This window comes from Alkalimonas sp. (genome assembly GCF_020831925.1).
Lineage (GTDB): Bacteria > Pseudomonadota > Gammaproteobacteria > Enterobacterales > Alteromonadaceae > Alkalimonas.
In genome coordinates, this window is the sequence record NZ_JAFIFQ010000001.1 from 195,803 (window position 1) to 214,887 (window position 19,085).

A 19,085-nucleotide genomic window follows, 5' to 3' on the forward strand; every position below is an offset into this window, starting at 1 on the left:
GTCTTTTTGTTCACTTCCGGTCCGTTTTAATCTAGCAGCGGCCAGAAATAGCGAAAGCCCGACTTTAGTCGAAGCAAGAGCGCCCAATGGTTGACTTTGGTCGGTGTTCGGCCAAGAGTAACAGCATAAGAACGAAAAGGAGGGCGGCTTGTGGCAGCCTGGACCGTAGCATTACTGGCGTTGTTGTATGTGGGCGGCTTGTTTTGGATCGCCAACTGGGGCGAGCGGCATGCCGACGATCGTCTGATACAAAAGTATGGGGGGCTGATTTACAGCCTGGCGTTGGCAGTGTATTGCACCTCCTGGACCTATTATGGTGCTGTTGGCACCGCCGTGACCCAGGGCTGGGACTACATCCCAATTTACCTTGGGCCTATTTTGCTCTTTGTGTTTGCCCAGCCGTTTTTATTCAAATTGTTGTATGTGGCGAAAAAGCACAACATTACCTCCATCGCCGATTTTATCTCTTCGCGCTATGGCAAGCGCCGCAACATAGCGCTTCTGGTTGCTTTGCTCTGCCTGGTGGTAGTGGTGCCTTACATTTCTTTGCAGCTAAAAGCGGTAGCCAGCTCGTATCAGGTGTTGTTGGGCCAGGATTTTAGTGTAGGCAAAGTCGCCTGGTATCAGGACAGTGCGCTGCTCAGTGCGGTAGCCATGGCCTTTTTTGCGATCCTCTTTGGCACCCGTAAGGTGCACCTGACCGAGCAGAACCGAGGTGTGATGGTGGCGATTGCCTTTGAGTCGGTGGTGAAACTCTTTGCCCTGCTGCTGTTGGCCGGGGTGGTCTATGTGTTTTTCCTTGATACCGATCGCTCGGCTTTGCAGCATTTTGTCAGCCATGCCAACGAGCAGCAACAGCAAGGGGCTGGTACAGGCTGGGTTGGTTTTCTGACCAAAACCCTGTTGGCGACAGCGGCAGTGTTTTTGCTGCCACGTCAGTTTCATGTGGCTTTTGTCGAAAATGTCTCCAATCAGCACTTACGTCATGCCAGGCGCTGGTTTTCCGGTTATTTAGTGATGGTTACTTTGGTGGTGATCCCGATTGCTGTGGCCGGTATGTTGATGTTTCCGGACCGTTGGAGTGAGGCCGACAGTTTTGTGCTGTTGATCCCGGCATCCTCCGGTATGGATACCTTAAGTGCTTTGGTGTTTATTGGCGGCTTTTCAGCCGCAACCTCCATGATCATTATTGCCACCCTGGCGCTCAGTACCATGATCAGCAACGATGTGGTGCTGCCAGGCCTGTTACGCCGTGCCAAACGGCAGGGCATGCAGCACGATTACAGTTTGTTGCTGCTGCTGGTGCGGCGCAGCATGATTGTGCTGGTGATGGGTTTGTCCTGGCTCTATTACGTCTTTTTTGCCCGCAATTACGATTTAGCTGAAACCGGCCTGCTGGCCTTTGCACTGACCATTCAACTGGCCCCAGCCGTGGTTGGTGGCTTGTACTGGCGCCATGGCAATGCCAGGGGCGTATACGCTGGCCTGGCGGTGGGTTTTGGGCTCTGGTTCTATACGCTGATGTTGCCACAACTGGTCGGCGCCGGAGTGATTCGAACCGATATCATGGTGAGCGGGCCTTTTGGCCTGAGCTGGTTGCATCCGCAAGCGATGCTGGGTATCAGCACCGATGGCTTAACTCATGGCGTGCTCTGGTCACTGGGCCTGAATATTCTGGCTTATGTGCTGGTGTCATTGTTAACCCGGGTGCCACTTAAAGATCGTTTGCAAGCGGTGGCCTTTGTTAAGCCCAATCTGCCGATTGATCATCAGGACACACCGGCCCGTCGCATTAAAATACGTAACTCGGATTTACGCACCTTGCTGGAGCGCTTTGTAGGCCAGCAGCGGGCGCTGGAGTGTTTGCAGGAGTTTGGACGTCGCCAACAGCAGGAGCTGGATCCAGACGACCAGCCCAGTGTGCGTTTGGTTGAGCACGTCGAGCGTGAGCTCTCCGGGGTGATTGGGGCATCTTCTGCCTCCACCATGGTCAATGCGGTGCTGGAGGGCAAGCAGCTGGGTTTTGAAGATGTGGTCACCTTGTTTGATGACACCACTCAGGCCATTCAGTTTTCGCGCAAAATCCTGTTTTCTACCCTGGAGCACTTAAGTCAAGGGGTCAGTGTGGTCGACCGCGATCTGAATCTGGTTGCCTGGAATAAAGCCTACCTGGAGATGTTTGAATATCCGGAAGGCATGGTGCGGGTTGGCCGACCAGTGGCGGATATCGTGCGTTTGAATGCTGAGCGGGGCTTGTGTGGTAAAGGCGACATTGAGGATCATGTCAATAAACGCATTCAGCACATGCAAAATGGTACTCAGCATGTGTTTCAGCGGGTTCGGCCGGATGGCAAGGTGATTGAGATGCGTGGCAACCCCATCCCTGGCGGTGGTTTTGTTACCAGTTTTACCGATATCACCGATCATGTGCAGGCGGTACAGGCGCTGGCTGAGGCCAAGCAGCATCTGGAACAACGGGTACAGGAGCGCACGCAGACCATCAGCGAGATGAACCAGGAACTGCTGGCCGAAGTGGAGCGCCGTAAGCTGACTGAGCAGCAGTTGTTGCAAGCCAAAGCCGAAGCTGAATCTGCCAATGCTTCTAAAACCCGCTTTCTGGCATTGGCCAGTCACGACATTTTGCAGCCACTGAATGCGGCCCGCTTGTTTACTGCGGCTTTATCGGGACGGCATGATGAAAAGCAACATCAGCACATTGTGCAGCAACTGGATAACTCGCTCAAAGCCACCGAGGAGCTGATTTCTACCTTGCTGGAAATCGCCAAACTGGATGATGGCAAGCTGCAACCGTCTATCCAGCCGGTGGCACTGGGAGAGTTGCTGTCAAATCTGGCCGATGAGTACAGCTTGCTGGCGCGGCAAAAGGGCTTGCAACTGAAAGTGCGCAGTCAGGATGTACAGGTATTGAGTGATGCCACCTATCTGCGACGTATTGTACAAAACATGCTGTCCAATGCGATTAAATACACGCCCAAAGGCAAGGTATTACTGAGTTGTCGGCTTAGAGGCGAGCAATTATTGGTGCAGGTATGGGATACCGGCCCAGGCATCGCTGAGCCGGATCTGGCCAGGATTTTTGATGATTTCTACCGGATTGATGCTACGGCCAAAGGGCAGCAAGGGGTAGGCCTGGGCTTGGCGGTGGTTCATCGCATGGCGCGAGTGCTTGGCCATACGGTAGCGGTACAATCCAGACCTGGTCACGGCACGGTCTTTAGCTTGACGCTGCCGCTGGTATTGACTGAAATCATCAAGCCTATTGAAGAAGTCAGTCGTCCACGCAGTGCTTTGGCTGGCTTGAAGGTGATTTGTGTCGACGACGATGCCACCAACCTGGAAGCGCTCAAGGTACTGTTGCACCAATGGCAGATAGAGCAAGTACAGGGGTTTTATGACGAGCAGAGCCTGCTGGCTTTTGCTGCTGAGCAGCCGGCTCCGGATGTACTGCTGATAGATTATCAGTTGGGCCAAAACAGCAATGGTCTGGATTTGTATCAGCAGTTGCAGGTGTACTGGCAGCATGTGCCCGGTATTCTGGTTTCAGCCTCGCCGCAGGCTGATCTTGCCAGGCAAGCTCAGCGCCTTGGTTTGCTGTTTTTGGCCAAGCCCATTAAACCAGCTGCCTTGCGCGCCAGCCTGAATCAAATCAATCTGCTAAAAAGGCGGACTGCTGAATGATTCGGCAGCTGAGTGGTAGAGCCTTTGATCCTGTTGGTATTCAGTGACAGGATCATGCATACTCTAAGTCAACAAGCCATCGATAGCAGTATGTTTTTTGACGGATTTTTCAGGTGCAACCAGGTATTACCACAGGCGATCGCAGTTTCCAGTTCGGTGACGGTATTTTCACCACCATCCGGGTGCGGGCTGGTGTTGCTGAATATTGGCCTCAGCATCTGGCGCGATTGCAACAAGGCGTCGCTCGGCTGGGCTTTGCCGAACCGGATTGGCAGCAATTAACCCATCAGGTACAGCAGGCCATTTCAGCACCGGAACAAGTACTCAAAGTCGTGATCTCGCGCGGCCATGCCGGCCGGGGTTATAGCCCGCTTGGTGTCACCGGCCCGGACATCTATATTAGTACAGCCGGGTTGCCGGATTTCAGGCTGTTGCAACAACAGGGGATCCGTCTTGGGTTGGCCAGATTACAACTTGGCTGTCAGCCGTTGCTGGCCGGCCTGAAGCACAACAATCGGCTGGAGCAAGTGTTGCTCAAACAAGAGCTGGCAACCACCGACTGGGATGATTTGCTGGTGTTGGATCAGCGTGGTTTTGTGACCGAAGCCATTGCTGCCAATGTGTTTTTTTACCGGGCTGGGCGTTGGTTGACACCAGTACTCGATCAGGCTGGTGTGGCAGGCGTAATGCGGCAGGTATTGTTGGCACACTTGCAGGCAGAACAGGTGCAATGGACGCTGGATGAGCTGCAAGGGATAGAGGCCATGTTTTGCTGCAATGCGCTTTGCGGGATCCTGCCAGTCCATACTTTTTTAGACAAGCCACTGCAACTGGCCCCGGTGCAGCAGGTGCAACAGGAGTTCGCATGCTTCGTCGCTTAGTGATACTGGCTTTATCCTTGCTGTTTCTTGGCTCCGTGCTTATTTACAATAAAATGCAGCAACTGGCGGTGCAGCCATTGCAGTTGACTGACACCCTGTTTACGGTGCCGGCTGGTGCATCCGCCCTGGGCTTATGCCGACAATGGCAGCGTCAGCAATTGCTGGATGAACAGGATTGCCATTTGTTGCGTCTTACCATCTGGTTACAGCCAGAACTGTCCGCGGTGCGAGCAGGCACTTACCGGGTGTCGGCCGATTTATCCCTGGTGCAATTGCTTGAGCTCTTTGCGCGTGGCGAGGTGGCCCAATTTGCCTTTACCTGGCGCGAAGGAGAAACTCTCCAGCAAACTCTGGAGCGATTGCAGCAGGCTGACTACCTGCAGTACGATTTGGATGAACAACAGTTGCTGCATCTGCTCCGCTGGCCGGACGACTGGGGGCCTATGCCTGAAGTTGCTGAAGGGTTATTCTTTCCGGAAACCTATTTCTATACCGCTCATAGCCGTGCCAGCCAGTTGCTAAGCCGGGCTCATCAGAGTTTGTTGCAACATCTGGCAGCCAGTTGGCACCTGCGCAGCCTGGATCATCCGCTCGAAACGCCCTATGAATTGCTGATTCTGGCCTCCATCATCGAGAAAGAAGCAGGTCATGAGCCCGAAAAACCTTTGGTCAGCTCAGTTTTTGTCAACAGACTTCGCAGCAATATGCGTTTGCAGACCGATCCAACGGTGATTTATGGCCTGGAAAATTTCAGTGGCCGTATTACCCGGGCTGATCTGAATAATCCGCACCCTTACAACACCTATCGTCATCATGGTTTACCACCTGGTCCTATTGCTTCGGTCAGTCGCAGCTCTTTACAGGCAGCAGCAGAGCCAGCTGAAACGACTTTGTATTACTTTGTTAGCCGTGGCGATGGGACCCATGTATTTTCGGAGACGTTGCAAGAGCACAATGCTGCAGTGCGGCGCTATATTTTAGGGCAGAACAATGAGTGAACAAGGCCGTTTTTTGGTGGTAGAAGGCCTGGAAGGTGCGGGTAAAAGCACGGCGGTTGTGACCGTTCGACAATGGCTCGAAGCCAAACGGCTGTCGGTGGTTTGTACCCGTGAGCCTGGTGGGACACCGTTGGCTGAACAGATCCGCACCCTGGTAAAGCAGGTGCATGATGAGCAGCTGACGGCTGAAGCTGAGCTGTTATTGATGTATGCCGCCCGGGTGCAGTTGCTGCGCAATGTGATTGAACCTGCTTTGAGCGCAGGGCACTGGGTGTTGGCAGATCGGCATGATTTATCATCTCGCGCTTATCAAGGTGGCGGGCGCCAACTGGATCGTAAGCTGATTGATGGGATTCGACAGGCGGTGCTTGGCAATTGCAAGCCTGATCTTACTTTGTATTTGGACATTGATCCGGCCATTGGTCTGGCGCGTGCTCTGGCCCGCGGTGAGCTGGACCGAATTGAGCAAGAGCAATTGGTTTTTTTCCAGCGGACCCGTCAGGTCTATCTGCAGATAGCGGCCAGTGAACCTGGTATCGTGGTGATTGATGCTTCCAGGCCCTTATTGGACGTGCAGCAAAGTATTGTGGCCGCACTGGACGCTTTCTGGGAGCAAGGCCATGCTGCCCTGGCTTGAAAGCAGTTATCAGCAATTGGCTGCTTTGCATCAGCAGCAGAACTTTCCTCATGCGATTCTGTTAAGTGGTAGTCGGGGTCTTGGTAAGCAAACCCTGGTTAAAGCCTTGGCTGGGTTCTTGTTGTGCCAGTCTGAAAGCCTGAGAAAACCTTGTGGTCAGTGCAAAGCCTGCCAGCTGCGCCAGGCAGGACATCACCCGGATTACTGGCAGGAAACGGAAACTGAAGGGCGCATTGGTGTTGATAGCATTCGGCAGTTGAGCCGTTTTTTCCATGAGCATGCTCAACAAGGGGGGGCTCGGGTTGCTGTGTTGCCGCAAGCAGAGCGGATGACCGAAGCTGCTGCCAATGCCTTGTTAAAAACTCTGGAAGAACCTCCTAAAGGTGGGTATTTGCTATTAACCAGCGATCAGCCGGCGCTTTTATTGCCGACTATTTTGAGTCGCTGTCAGCAATGGCCGCTAGCTGTGCAGGATGTCACGCAGGCTCAGCATTGGTTGCAGCAACAAAGTGACCAGACGTTACCGGATTTCTTGTTACCACTCATCAGCACGGCGCCACTGGAAGCGTTACACTGGCTGCAACAGGGCTTAGTTGAGCAAGCGTCTGAAATCCTGCTACAGTTGGAATATTATCTGAGTGATAAAGCCAACTTACAGCAGATGGTGCTGCTGGCTACTAAATCACAGCAATTGCCCCTGTTGCTTAGCTGGTTTTTGCGTGAGCGGTTACCCAGCCTAGGTGGCTATCAACCACAACGCTATTGGCAATTGTTGCAGAGCTTTCAGCATTGGTGTCGTGACGAGCAGCAGCTTTTAGGGCAAAATAAACAACTGGCACTGACGGCTTTACTGATTGAGCTAAAGCGGATCAAGGTTTGAACCGAGGTGGACAATGGAAGAAATCCCACTGGATTTTATGGATATCAAAGAGCTGTATCGTTGTTATATGCCGTTCTTAAAACAAGGCGGGTTGTTCGTTCGTACAGCAAAAACCTACAAAATGGGGCAGTCGCTGGCACTGAATGTGACGCTTCCCGATGCGCTGGAACCATTACTGGTAACCGGAAAAGTTGCTTGGATCACGCCGCACGGGGCACAGAACTCCAGTCCGGCAGGTGTTGGTGTGGCTTTTATTGACGATAAACATCACCTGAATGATCAAATCACCAAATTGGTGGCTGGCTTGCAGGCCAGCAACGAAATTACCTATACCCTTTAACTGAGCAGGATCTGTTGTGTTTGTAGACTCGCATTGCCATCTGGATCGTTTGGAGTGGGATAAACTTAAGCTGGAGCTGCCGGATGTAATAGCGGAAGCTCAGCAAGCTGGCGTAGAGCATATGTTGTGTGTGTCGGTCAGTCTGGCAGAGTTTGAAGCCATGGCGGAGCTGGTGGCTCCTTTTCCGATGGTGTCTGTTTCCTGTGGTGAACACCCCTTGCATCAAAGTGATGCGTTGGATCCGGAGCTGTTGCTGTCTTTATGTCAGCGGCAGGATGTGGTGGCCGTCGGGGAGACTGGACTTGACTACTTTTATGCGCCTGACAGTAAAAAGTCGCAGCAGGATGCTTTTGTGCAGCACTTACAGGTGGGTTGTCAGTTACGCAAGCCTGTCATCATTCATACCCGGGATGCCCGCACCGATACCCTGGCGCTGATGCGCTCAGAGCAAGCGTATCAGGCGGGTGGAGTGTTGCATTGTTTTACCGAAAGCTGGGATATGGCAAAAGCTGCATTGGATATGGGCTTTTATATCTCTATTTCCGGCATCATGACCTTTAAAAATGCGGTTGAACTGCGTGAGGTCGTGAAAAAAATTCCATTGGATGCGCTGTTGATTGAAACCGACTCACCCTATCTGGCGCCGGTGCCGCACCGGGGTAAAACCAATCAGCCTGCCTATGTAGCAGATGTCGCTGCAGCAATTGCTGAATTGAAAGGGCTCTCACTTGAGCAACTGGCGCAGCAAACCACGGCTAATTTTTACCGCTTATTTGGTGGCATCCAACCAAAAAACGCCTAAAAAAAGGCCCAGAACTAATCCTGTTCTGGGCTCAGGGGAATGGCTCATCGGGAATGAGCCGTGCGCTATCGAAAACAATATCCAGGGAGAAACTGTTTTCAAGTGTAGTAACTTTGAGTGCTTTTTTCCTGCTTGGTTCCAATGCGCATGTGGCTGCTTTATAGGAACTTTGTCCCCAGCTTATGCCCGAGTTATCCCCAGCTTATCCTCTGGAAGGCTGATTTTTCCTCAGTTGTTGCTGATTTAATGACAGCCTGGCCAGGCGTTTTTTATAGCCTTAACATTAAAAATTCATGATTATTATTAGTAAAAAATCTAAAAAAAGCACCAATTAGTCTCTTGCATTTTTTTTGCTAACATGGACCTCTAATGTACATTTTTACGATAAGTAATTGATTATATCAGCAAAAAAAGTAAGAATGATGTTGAGTGCTGGCAAATAAAGCTCAGAACCGGAGAAGCCTATGTCTACATCGACTGAGAGTAAGTTAGTGCACGTTTTACCGCAGCAGATGCAGGTGATTGAAGTAGTAAACCCTGGCCCGGATAGCCGCCTCTGTTCTGCGTTCCGGCCTTTACCGACTCTGCATTCTGGTCAGTTGTTGATCAAGGTGAATGCGGCCGGCGTCAATCGGGCTGATTTAATGCAGCGGAGGGGACTTTACCCACCGCAGCCTGGAGAAAGCGACATCCTTGGTTTGGAAGTCAGTGGTGAGGTTGTGGCTGTGGCTGATGCCAGCCTCAACCATTGGTTGGGAAAATCAGTGATGGCTTTGGTTCCGGGGGGAGGCTATGCGCAGTATGTTCGTGTCGCGGCTAGCCACGTCATGCCGGTTCCTAAGGGCTGGAGTATGTACCAGAGTGCCGCCACGCCTGAAGTCTTTCTGACGGCTTATCAGTTGCTATTTTTACTGGGCCAGCTTGACGTGGGGCAGCGGGTATTGTTGCATGCCGGGGCTAGCGGCGTGGGGACAGCAGCAATACAGTTGGGCAAAGCTCGTGGTGCCGAAGTGGCTGTGACGGTTGGTAGCAATGAAAAAGCAGATGCTTGTCTGGCGCTTGGTGCAGATGTGGCCATCAATTATCGACAACAGGATTTTGCCACGGTTTTATCGCAGCAATGGCCAAAGGGGGTAGACCTGATCCTGGATCCGGTGGCTGGTGATTATCTGGTTCACAATGCTAAATTGCTGGCCATGGATGCTAAAGTGGTGATCTATGCGCTGATGGCGGGGCGTAAAACCGAGTTGGATATGGCTCCCTGGTTTAAGAAGCGCGCCCAGTTATTGTTTTCTACGCTACGCAACCGCAGTGATGATTATAAAACCAGCCTGGTGCAGCGACTGCAGTCAGATTTTGCTGCTGATTTTGAAGCTGGCCGGGTCCAACCCGTTCTGGATAGCGTTCTGCCCTGGTCACAGGCAGAACAAGCGCATCAATTATTGGCGACCAACCAGAGTATTGGTAAAGTGGTATTGGATGTCGCAGGAACCGTATTGGATGCTACACTAACGTCTGGCACAAGCTAAGGAACTGACTGATATGAACTTGGGAAAAATTGCCAAGTCCAGTTACAGCAAAGCTGTACAATCGCTAATTCACAGAATTTATGATCAAACTGAAGTTCAGGACTCACTGTACGAGCAGGCACTGCAGTATTTTCTGGATGCCGGGAAACTGCAGGCGCAACAGACGGCAGCAGAGCAGGAAGCGTATTTGTTCCGTCAGCGTTTGCAACAAGCCAGCGGTGCCGATCAAGCCAAAATTGAACAGCGGTTACAGCAAGCGGAAAAAAGCCTTAGCAGCATGAATCAGGGGCTTGAAGAGCTGCGCCTGGCGCGGCTTAGTCGATTGAAAGAGCTTTGCTATACCATTCTGGAGCTAGCGCAAGGCGATGATTTTGAAGACACCAATCTATTGTCGGCAAAACTGCTAGGTACTATTCAATTGTTATCTCCAACCGAGGGCAGCAACATTGCGCGTAGTAACCAAAAAAGCAAGCACTTGTACAAAGCCGTACTGGCTTTGCGTTTGCTTGACCGGTTGTTGCTGGATGGACAAATCACCAACAGTTATGTGCTGAAACGCTACCAAGAGGACACAGCTTCAGAGATTGAAGTGACGGGCGGGCGCAACTATCAGCCGTTTCGTGATGATGTGCAAATCCCTTTGATTATGGCGGCTCTGATCCAGGATATAGGCCAGCAACACCCGGAGGCTCAGCGTATTCTGTGTGGTGAGGATGGCAGCCTGAACGAGTTTCGGGTGTTGGATAACCCGGATCGGGTAACCATGCTGCAAACCAACTACCGGGAAAGTCTGAAGTATCTGACCCAGGCACTTGGAAAAGATCGCTATGTGGGTAACAGCAAAGATGAGCGGGACTGGTTTGAGCGCAATGAGCAGGAAAAGCTTGGTTTTATGGTCACCTTGTTAAAAAACTCGGTCAAACCAGAGCAGGGAATTGGTAACTTACTGAAAATTCCTCAAATCTACACATCGGTCGTGTTATCGACCAAGCAGAATTACAGTTACGAAACCTTACCCAAAGTTGGCTTGGTGATTGATAAAGCCGTTGAGAAAGGCATGTGCAGCAAAGAAGCTGCTGATGCATTGATGCAAATCACCGGCATTTTTCCGCAAGGGTTTGGTATTACCTACATCCCGAAAGATTCTGACAGGCAGGACTTGGATCGTTATGAATACGCCATCGTGACGTCTCTGTACCCGCCACACCCTCATGTGCCGGTCTGTCGTATGGTCACGCGCAATCTGTCGTACCAGATTTCGGTGATGGGTTGCACGGTGCGGGTAGAAAACAACTTGTTCTTCCCTCAGGCAAGAAAGAAGCTGGAAAAAATCAAACCAGACCGGCTGAAAGAAATTTTGATGCAGCTGGTATCCAATTACGAAGAGCGTAAAGATATGGATTTAATCCCAAAGTGCTGGCATCCGGATGAATACTTTGCCTATGCCCGTAACCAGAACCTTTGGAACAAGGCCATCAATCAGAATATTTAATCCGTTTTATCCTGTTGCTGGCGTTTCGCCAGCCGGGTAACAATGGTATCGGCTTCATCGTCCTCTGAGCTTTGCGCAGCTGGTTTCGCTTCAGTTTCAGCTTTTTCATCAGCAGCTACCTCGCTTGGATCGTCGGCAACGGTTTCTTTATGCTCTGCACTGTCTTTTTCGATTGCTTCAGCTGCCACCGTCCTAGCCGGTTCATCCTGGCTGGCGGCTTCCCTGGCTACCGAGGGCTGTTCATGGCAGTTGTCTGGCTGGTGATCACTAGTAGGCTCACTCTGCGGAGGCTCGGTTTTAGGCTCGAGCATCTGCTCCTGAACCATCTGTTCGTCCACCCTCGGATCCAAGGCTGCAGCAAGTGGCGATGAAAACACATCGCTCGATGCCATCACATAATCGTCAGATTGCTGAGCTGCCACAATACGGGCGGCTTGTTTTTGGCTGTAATTGACCCGCTGCAGGCGCAGAAACAGCACAAAGCTGCACAGCCCCATAAAACCATACAGCATAAAGTTACCCAGTACTTGCATCAATGCCGATGCCAGTAAGGGGCCAAAACAGGCTCCGACACCAAAGGTAAGTAGAATCACCGCCGATAACGAGACCCGCTCGTGTTGCTCGGCATGCTGGTTTGCCAAAGCTGTTGCTATCGGGTAAAGCGAGAAAGCCAGGAAACCAAAAAAGAAGGTTGCCAGCAGCAGTAAGGTACCAGAGAGCGGTAGCAAGGCGATCAGCAACACCACCAGGGTGAGTAACGCGCTGTTGGTCCGAAGGAGCCGGCTACGGGGAATGCGATCCGATAGCTTGCCCATCGGCCATTGTGCCAGCAAGCCTGCGATGATGGTGACTGACATAAACAAGGCAACTTTCTCATTCGGCAGGCCGGTATTGCTGATGTAAGCTGGTGCTAAGCCGTAAAAAGCTCCCACAATAATGCCGGCTACCGTGATGGTAGTCAGAGATTGCGGCATGCGCCGCCAGAAGGTAGCAATTTGCAGCGGTGCCGAATGCAAAGGTGCCGGATGAATACGCCGGGTAATGCCAATCGGCACGATGGATAGTGCAAAACCGATCGCGACTAAAAATAAAGGCTCCAGTCCCAGCTCAGGGAAAGAGCCGATCACCAGCTGGCCAGCCACCATGCCAAAATAGGACACGATCATGTAACTGGCAAACACAGTACCGCGCTGGTGGTTATCGGCCTGCTCATTGAGCCAGCTTTCCAACACCATGTACTGACACATCATGCCCATACCAACCATGAAGCGAAGCAGCAACCAGAAAGTCAGATCGGGTATGAGGCCATGGCCTAATGCCGAGGCGGTGACCACGCCTGCACTGGCAACAAAAGCCCGGATATGGCCGACTCGGGCAATTAGTTTATGACCGACCTTGGAGCCAAGCACCAGCCCCAGGTAGTAAAAGGACATCAGGGCACCAATCCATAATGGATCGACTTGCTCTTTTGCTAGAAACAGACCCAGGTAAGTGGTAAGCAAGCCGGCTCCCAGCACCATCAAAAAGGTGGAGAAGTACAGGGATGAAAAGGCCCTGATGGTTCCGGTTTGCTGCATAACGACTCCCTGTTGCAATTGGGTTTATTTAACGCGCATGCCTGCGGTGGCACCACTGTCCGGGGATAAAATAAACAGCTCACTGCCACCCGGGCCAGCGGCCAGTACCATACCTTCTGACAGTCCAAAGCGCATTTTACGCGGTGCCAGGTTTGCCACCATCACGGTGTAGCGCCCAATCAGATCGGCTGGCTCGTAGGCCGATTTAATGCCAGCAAAGACCTGGCGTGTTTCGGTGCCAATATCCAGCTCCAGCCGGATCAGCTTATCGGCACCCTCGACTGGCTCGGCATGGGCGATACGGGCTACCCGTAAGTCTATCTTAGCAAAGTCATCAATGTTGATGGTATCGGCTATTGGCTCTATCGCCTGCGTTGCCTTTGCCGGAGCTGCAGGGCTGGCTGTTGCGGCAGTAGTTGCCTGCTCTGATTGAGGCTGCAGGCTTTCTTTCGAAGCTTCGAGCATAGCGGCTACTTTCGTCGGATCGACCCGTTGCATCAGTGCTTTAAATAGCTCGATTCGATGGCCAAGCAAAGGTTGCTGATAATTGTGCCAGCCGAAGTTATCTTGCAAAAACGCCTGGGTTTCAGCAGTCATCTGCGGCAGTACCGGGCTTAGATAGTGCATCAGCACCCGGAACAAGTTCAGCCCCATTGAACAGACATCATGGGCTTCCTGCTGCTTGCTGTCATCTTTAACCAGCACCCAGGGCGCTTTGGCATCGATGTACTGGTTGGCTTTATCGGCCAGCGCCATAATATCGCGGATGGCCCGGGCATAGTCGCGTTGCTCGTAATGGCTGGCAATACGCTCACCCGCTTCAGTGAACTCACTGAATAGCTCAGGCTCTGCCAGGCTGCTTGCTAAGGTGCTGTCAAAACGTTTGGTGATAAATCCGGCGCAGCGGCTGGCAATATTCACCACTTTACCCACCAGATCGGCATTCACTTTTTGAGCAAAATCATCTAGGTTTAAATCCAGATCAGTAATGGCGGATGTCAATTTGGAAGCAAAGTAATAGCGCAGGTACTCCGGGTTCAGATGATCCAGGTAGGTACGGGCTTTGATAAAGGTGCCTTTGGACTTGGACATCTTGGCACCATTGACGGTGACAAAGCCATGAGCGTAGACAGCATTCGGTTTACGAAAGCCAGCACCTTCCAGCATGGCCGGCCAGAACAGACTGTGGAAATAGATAATATCTTTGCCGATAAAGTGGTACACCTCGGCTTCGGAGCTCTTTGACCAGAAAGTATCGAAATCTATACCCCGTTGTTTACAAAGGGCCTTAAAACTTGCAAGGTAACCAATAGGCGCATCCAGCCATACGTAGAAAAACTTGTTTGGTGCTCCCGGGATCTCAAAGCCAAAGTAGGGCGCATCCCGGCTGATGTCCCACATTTGCAAGCCATCAGTAAACCACTCCTGCAGTTTGTTGGCCATCTCTTCTTGCAAAGAGCCGCTACGGGTCCAGTCTTTGAGCATCTGCTCAAAGGCGGGCAGATCAAAGAAGAAATGCTCGCTGTCTTTTAGCACAGGCGTGGCACCCGAGATCACCGAACGTGGATTTTTCACATCCGTAGGGCTGTAGGTCGCACCGCAGACATCGCAGCTGTCGCCATTTTGATCAAGCGCACCACATTTCGGACAATCGCCCTTAATAAAGCGATCCGGCAAGAACATTTGCTTTTCCGGGTCAAACAATTGGCTGATGGTTTTGCGCTTGATATGACCGGCTGCATCCAGCCGCTGATAAATCAGATTGGCCAGCTCCTGGTTTTCCGGGCTGTGCGTGGAGTGATACTGGTCAAAGACAATGCCAAATTCTTGAAAATCCGCCTGGTGCTCAATGCTGGTTTGGGCAATCATCTGCTCCGGGCTAATGCCTTGCTGCTGGGCTTTCAGCATAATGGGCGTGCCATGGGCATCGTCGGCACACACATAGTAACACTCATGGCCGCGACCTTTCTGAAAGCGCGACCAGATATCGGTCTGAATGTATTCCAGTAGGTGTCCAAGGTGGATTGGGCCATTGGCATAAGGCAAAGCACTGGTGATCAGGATCTGGCGTTTCGACATCGATGATAACTCTTGGCAAAATACAGGAAAATTAATGGATGGATGATACAATACCTGCGCCCTGATCGCATCCCATTGGGAGCGGATACAGCCTAAAAAGTGCTTTCTTTGACAAACTAACCCATCGCACGGCACAAAAAGAAGAAAAGGAACAAGCAGCATGTTCAACTGGTTCTCGCAAAAGCGTCCTGCGTCCGCTGCAGCGGCTGATCAAGCCGAAGCAACGGCACAGCCAAAGTCTGCCAAGACGTTAGCTGCCGCTAACGCAGCCACGGCTTCTGCCGCACAATGCACAGAACCGCACTATGCATTTCAGCGGGTACGTCAACTGGTGCTTGTTGCCTCCGGCAAAGGCGGGGTAGGCAAGTCGACTACGGCTGTGAATCTTGCGATGGCGCTGCAGGCTGAAGGACTGAAAGCGGGCATTCTGGATGCAGATATTTATGGCCCATCCATTCCTTTGATGCTGGGGCTTGAGCAAGCCAAAGCGGACAGCCCGGATGGCAAAACCATGCTGCCGCAGTACGTCGCCGGCCTGGCCGTGCAATCCATTGGCTTTTTAATTTCGCCGGAAAAAGCCACGGTCTGGCGTGGCCCTATGGCCAGTCAGGCCTTGCTGCAGCTGATCCACGAGACGCAGTGGCCAGAGCTGGATATTCTGATTGTCGATATGCCGCCAGGTACCGGGGATATTCAGCTGACTTTGTCGCAAAAACTGGCGGTAACCGGAGCGGTCATTGTCACCACGCCGCAGGATGTGGCGCTTAGTGATGCGCAAAAAGCCATTATCATGTTTGAGCAGGTACAAATTCCGGTGCTCGGATTGGTAGAAAATATGAGTTACTATCAATGCAGTGCCTGTGGTCATCAAGAGGCTATTTTTGGCACTGATGGCGGCAAGCGATTGGCGGAGCGTTATCAACTGCCAGTATTGGCTCAACTTCCACTGCACAGCCGGGTTCGGCAGTGCGCAGATCAGGGGTTGCCTCTGTTGCTAAGTGATGACCCCGCCGATGATGCACTGTGCCTGCCATACCTGCAGATGGCGCAACAATTGATACAACAGTTGGCGGCTTTGCCGGCCAATCAGAGCACGCCTGAAATAGTGTTTACCGATGATTAGACGATTAACAGCAACAACGACTGGCTGTGTTGGCCACAACGATGGAAACCAAGCATGAGATTATGTGATCGTGATATAGAACGCTATCTGGACGAAGGACGGATTTGCATTGAACCAAGGCCAGAGAAAGATATGATCAGTGGGGTGAGTGTCGATATTCGCCTGGGCAATAAATTTCGCGTTTTTCAGGCGCATGCCGCGCCTTACATTGATTTAAGTGGGCCAAGAGCCGCCGTTGATAAAGCACTGAACTCGGTCATGAGCGATGAAATTGAAATCGCCGATGACGGCGTCTTTATTCTTCACCCGGCGGAATTAGCCTTGGCGGTCACTTTAGAGTCTGTAACCTTACCGGCAGATATTGTTGGCTGGTTGGATGGTCGTTCCTCACTGGCACGGCTTGGTTTGATGGTGCATGTCACTGCACACCGGATCGATCCGGGTTGGTCTGGTAATATTGTGCTGGAGTTTTACAACAGCGGTAAACTGCCTCTGGCACTGCGGCCCAATATGAAAATTGGTGCTTTGAACTTTGAACTGATGACAGGTGAGGCCGATCGGCCTTATAACAAGCGGGATGATGCCAAATACAAACAGCAAACGGGTGCCGTGGCCAGTCGGATTGGCGAAGACGACAAGCGACCTGCAGTCTAAACCTGGTTGGTTTTGAATGGCCGAAAATAAAAAGCCCATGCAGAGCATGGGCCAAAAGATAAGCAATAAAGCAAAAATGAAGCGCAATGATTATGCAATAAAACTGCATAGTCTGGCAAGTGGCGAAGTGAAAAATACTTTGCATTTTAACGCATATTTTTGCAACCGGTCGCAGTGAGCGTATACAGTAACTGCTAGCAGCAACTAACCGCAGGAGCTTTCGATGAAACTTTTTGGATCCATTCCATCCCCGTATGTGCGCCGTATTCGTATGCTGTTGGCGGATGCCTCCTATGAATTTGTCAATCTGAATATCTTCTCCGAACAAGATCGAGCGACACTGATCCGGCTCAACCCAACCCGCAAAATCCCAATGTTGGTGGATCAGGAGCAGGTGATTTTCGATTCGAATCTTATCTACCGCTATTTGTGCCAAAAGCTGGACTTACCCACTTTGAGCTGGCCGCAAGAGAATCAGATCATTCTGATCAATGCTGCCAACGATTCATTGGTCGAGCTGCTGATTTGCCAGCGCTCAGGCTTTGATACCAACGACGACAAACTATTCTTTAACCTGCAGCGCGAGCGGGTGGGTGAGGTGTTGGCTGTATTAGAACAACAGGTGCAAGCGCAGGCGTTTAACGACTGGAATTACGCCGCCATTTGCCTGTATTGTTTGCTCGATTGGATCGCCTTTCGCAACCTCTGGCCAATGGATGCATTCCCGGCGCTCAATGAATTTGTCAGCGCCAATCAACACCAGCCAGGTGTTGCCAGCAGCGATCCAAGGCTGGCAGGCTGAAGCTGCCTAAAATTGCTGCAGTCAGCCACTGCAGCATTGATTTTCCCCCGATAATCCGTATGATAGGCGCTAAGTCGGTACGTGGCGCAGCTTGGTAGCGCACTGTCATGGGGTGTCAGGGGTCGGAGGTTCAAATCCTCTCGTACCGACCAACAAAACAACCTGTTTTTTAACAGGTTTTTTTGTGCCTGCAATTTGGGTGTGGGTAGGGCGCACCAAATCCGCCCCAATATACAGTAGTTTCAAATTAGGCGTTGTGAATCGTACCGGTATTGTGCTGGAAGCTGGCTCGAACCGGCCAACTACTAAAGTCAGTTCGTGACAGTATGACGACCTAGCAGATTTTAATCATCAGTAACTGCTATATTGGCCTCTGAATACTTGTGTTTCTTCTCGTGGCAAAGCTTTAAAAGCTCGCGCTTACTCATCCCAGCCTGAGCAGCCATGCTTTTAACCAACGTATCACTGAAAGGAGCCTTAGGGCAGTCGACAGTTACCACATACCTTTTGCCATTTTTATCAGTTTTTGCCCACTTTTCATGTGAACCTTTCTGATGGACAAATGCAAAACCGGCGCGTTCAAGCGCCGATTTCAATTATATGCAGGTTGGGGCAGCATATTTATGGAAAATACCCATTACACGTCCATATGAGTTACTAGCCTATCAATGGCTGTGTGACTGCTCTGATCTCACATAAGGCAATGATGAGCGCCAGTAATCTTTAAACCGATCTCTGGCAATATGAATGTTGCTCATAAACTTAATGGCATAGTAAGTTAGCCGCTGTTGCCATGGCGCTTTTCGGGTAAGCAATTGCTCTGCATGATCACGCTCGTTTTCATAAACGTCTGTCACATAGAATGCGATTTGGCTATCCAGCTTTTCAATGGCATCCTGAAGAGATTCACCCTGCGCTGCTAAACATAAGTCGATGCAAACGGCAACAAACACATCACCATCTTTCTTTGCATAACAACGTAGTTTAAACATAACACCTCCGACTTTGGCTGCGCATTATACATCCAGCTGTTTTAATCGCAACTGAATTACAATTAACCCAATATCGGCCGTTATGCAAGAAATTACAGCTTTTACATAGTCGTCTATCTGTATAAGCTTTTTGCCATTGGGCACACGAAACCCACCATAGCAGGCTTATTGAATCAGGTTTAAATAGCCTTTACAGAACGCGCTTAACTTGTATGCTAACTCTGGATAAGGGAGCTCGGCCAACCTTTCACGAAATCCTAGCGCTGGCCATCCACCTCTACACGCAGATTGGCATGGTTCCTCAAGCTAGGGCTGCGCACACAGATGCCAAGTCGTGCGCAAGATACAGAAACCTATCTGAGACAGAGTTTGGTATGCCAAATTCCCATTCCAGATAATGATTATCTAGGTACAGCTTACGTAAGCTTGATCCTGTCCGCTTTGAGCGAATTTCGGACATTTAAAAAATCTCAGAAGTATAAATTTTAATGACCGCTTTACACTCTGAAGCGGCCATTTAGGGGGCTTGTCAACATAATAAAAATACCTGAGGTATCCCCACAAATGGGCTAGTTAAAACAAAAAGTTAGGCGAGAAGGG

Annotated in this window: 16 protein-coding genes, 1 tRNA gene and 1 pseudogene; 14 read left to right on the forward strand and 4 right to left on the reverse strand. The window is 51.1% G+C overall.

All coding sequences use genetic code 11. The annotated features are described in order from the left end of the window. The first annotated feature begins 150 nt into the window (after positions 1 to 150). From JJU14_RS00820 to JJU14_RS00860, 9 genes are all read left to right on the forward strand, one after another. A complete protein-coding gene (locus JJU14_RS00820) occupies positions 151 to 3,699 on the forward strand; it encodes a PAS-domain containing protein (RefSeq protein WP_228610572.1) in 3,549 nt (1,182 codons plus the stop codon). 113 nt (positions 3,700 to 3,812) lie between these two features. Beyond that, positions 3,813 to 4,580 carry an aminodeoxychorismate lyase gene (gene pabC, locus JJU14_RS00825; RefSeq protein WP_228610574.1) on the forward strand — a complete coding sequence of 256 codons (768 nt, stop codon included), beginning with the start codon at positions 3,813 to 3,815 and terminating at the stop codon, positions 4,578 to 4,580. Further along, positions 4,565 to 5,578 (forward strand): endolytic transglycosylase MltG, encoded by a 1,014-nt coding sequence (gene mltG, locus JJU14_RS00830; protein WP_228610577.1) that lies wholly within the window; start codon positions 4,565 to 4,567, stop codon positions 5,576 to 5,578. Before pabC ends, mltG begins: the two co-directional genes overlap by 16 nt. Further along, positions 5,571 to 6,215 (forward strand): dTMP kinase, encoded by a 645-nt coding sequence (tmk, locus tag JJU14_RS00835; protein WP_228610579.1) that lies wholly within the window; start codon positions 5,571 to 5,573, stop codon positions 6,213 to 6,215. The genes mltG and tmk overlap by 8 nt, the downstream gene beginning before the upstream one ends. Then, positions 6,199 to 7,095 (forward strand): DNA polymerase III subunit delta', encoded by an 897-nt coding sequence (holB, locus tag JJU14_RS00840; RefSeq protein WP_228610581.1) that lies wholly within the window; start codon positions 6,199 to 6,201, stop codon positions 7,093 to 7,095. The genes tmk and holB overlap by 17 nt, the downstream gene beginning before the upstream one ends. Positions 7,096 to 7,108: 13 nt before the next feature. Then, positions 7,109 to 7,435, forward strand: coding sequence for a PilZ domain-containing protein (locus JJU14_RS00845; protein WP_091340668.1), 327 nt, complete (start codon positions 7,109 to 7,111; stop codon positions 7,433 to 7,435). Between the two features lie 16 nt (positions 7,436 to 7,451). Further along, complete coding sequence (locus JJU14_RS00850) at positions 7,452 to 8,237, forward strand: YchF/TatD family DNA exonuclease (protein ID WP_228610583.1); 786 nt, start codon at positions 7,452 to 7,454, stop codon at positions 8,235 to 8,237. Positions 8,238 to 8,701: 464 nt separating this feature from the next. Further along, positions 8,702 to 9,766: an NAD(P)H-quinone oxidoreductase gene (locus JJU14_RS00855; RefSeq protein WP_228610585.1), complete on the forward strand. Its 1,065-nt coding sequence runs from the start codon at positions 8,702 to 8,704 to the stop codon at positions 9,764 to 9,766. Positions 9,767 to 9,779: 13 nt separating this feature from the next. Next, positions 9,780 to 11,258, forward strand: coding sequence for a hypothetical protein (locus JJU14_RS00860; RefSeq protein WP_228610588.1), 1,479 nt, complete (start codon positions 9,780 to 9,782; stop codon positions 11,256 to 11,258). Here JJU14_RS00860 and JJU14_RS00865 read toward each other — a convergent pair. Both JJU14_RS00865 and metG read right to left on the reverse strand, forming a co-directional pair. Then, a complete protein-coding gene (locus JJU14_RS00865) occupies positions 11,255 to 12,835 on the reverse strand; it encodes an MFS transporter (protein ID WP_228610590.1) in 1,581 nt (526 codons plus the stop codon). The genes JJU14_RS00860 and JJU14_RS00865 overlap by 4 nt on opposite strands. Before the next feature lie 24 nt (positions 12,836 to 12,859). Next, a complete protein-coding gene (gene metG / locus JJU14_RS00870) occupies positions 12,860 to 14,914 on the reverse strand; it encodes a methionine--tRNA ligase (RefSeq protein ID WP_228610592.1) in 2,055 nt (684 codons plus the stop codon). A gap of 160 nt (positions 14,915 to 15,074) precedes the next feature. Between metG and apbC the strand changes: the two genes are divergently transcribed. The 4 genes from apbC (at position 15,075) to JJU14_RS00890 (ending at position 17,645) form a co-directional block, all read left to right on the forward strand. Then, entirely contained in the window at positions 15,075 to 16,037 is a 963-nt protein-coding gene (gene apbC / locus JJU14_RS00875; protein WP_228610594.1) for an iron-sulfur cluster carrier protein ApbC, read from the forward strand. A gap of 54 nt (positions 16,038 to 16,091) precedes the next feature. Continuing rightward, positions 16,092 to 16,691 carry a dCTP deaminase gene (dcd, locus tag JJU14_RS00880; RefSeq protein ID WP_228610596.1) on the forward strand — a complete coding sequence of 200 codons (600 nt, stop codon included), beginning with the start codon at positions 16,092 to 16,094 and terminating at the stop codon, positions 16,689 to 16,691. 223 nt (positions 16,692 to 16,914) lie between these two features. Further along, entirely contained in the window at positions 16,915 to 17,493 is a 579-nt protein-coding gene (locus JJU14_RS00885; protein WP_228610598.1) for a glutathione S-transferase family protein, read from the forward strand. Between the two features lie 75 nt (positions 17,494 to 17,568). Beyond that, positions 17,569 to 17,645, forward strand: a tRNA-Pro gene (locus tag JJU14_RS00890). A 192-nt stretch (positions 17,646 to 17,837) separates the two neighbouring features. Here the strand turns inward: JJU14_RS00890 and JJU14_RS00895 are convergent. Both JJU14_RS00895 and JJU14_RS00900 read right to left on the reverse strand, forming a co-directional pair. Next, positions 17,838 to 18,089: a type II toxin-antitoxin system HicA family toxin gene (locus JJU14_RS00895; RefSeq protein ID WP_228610600.1), complete on the reverse strand. Its 252-nt coding sequence runs from the start codon at positions 18,087 to 18,089 to the stop codon at positions 17,838 to 17,840. Positions 18,090 to 18,158: 69 nt separating this feature from the next. Then, a complete protein-coding gene (locus JJU14_RS00900; RefSeq protein WP_228610602.1) occupies positions 18,159 to 18,485 on the reverse strand; it encodes a hypothetical protein in 327 nt (108 codons plus the stop codon). Between the two features lie 236 nt (positions 18,486 to 18,721). Here JJU14_RS00900 and JJU14_RS00905 point away from each other — a divergent pair. Next, positions 18,722 to 18,883 (forward strand): annotated as a pseudogene (locus JJU14_RS00905) (integrase); the annotation flags it as partial. Positions 18,884 to 19,085 lie beyond the last annotated feature (202 nt).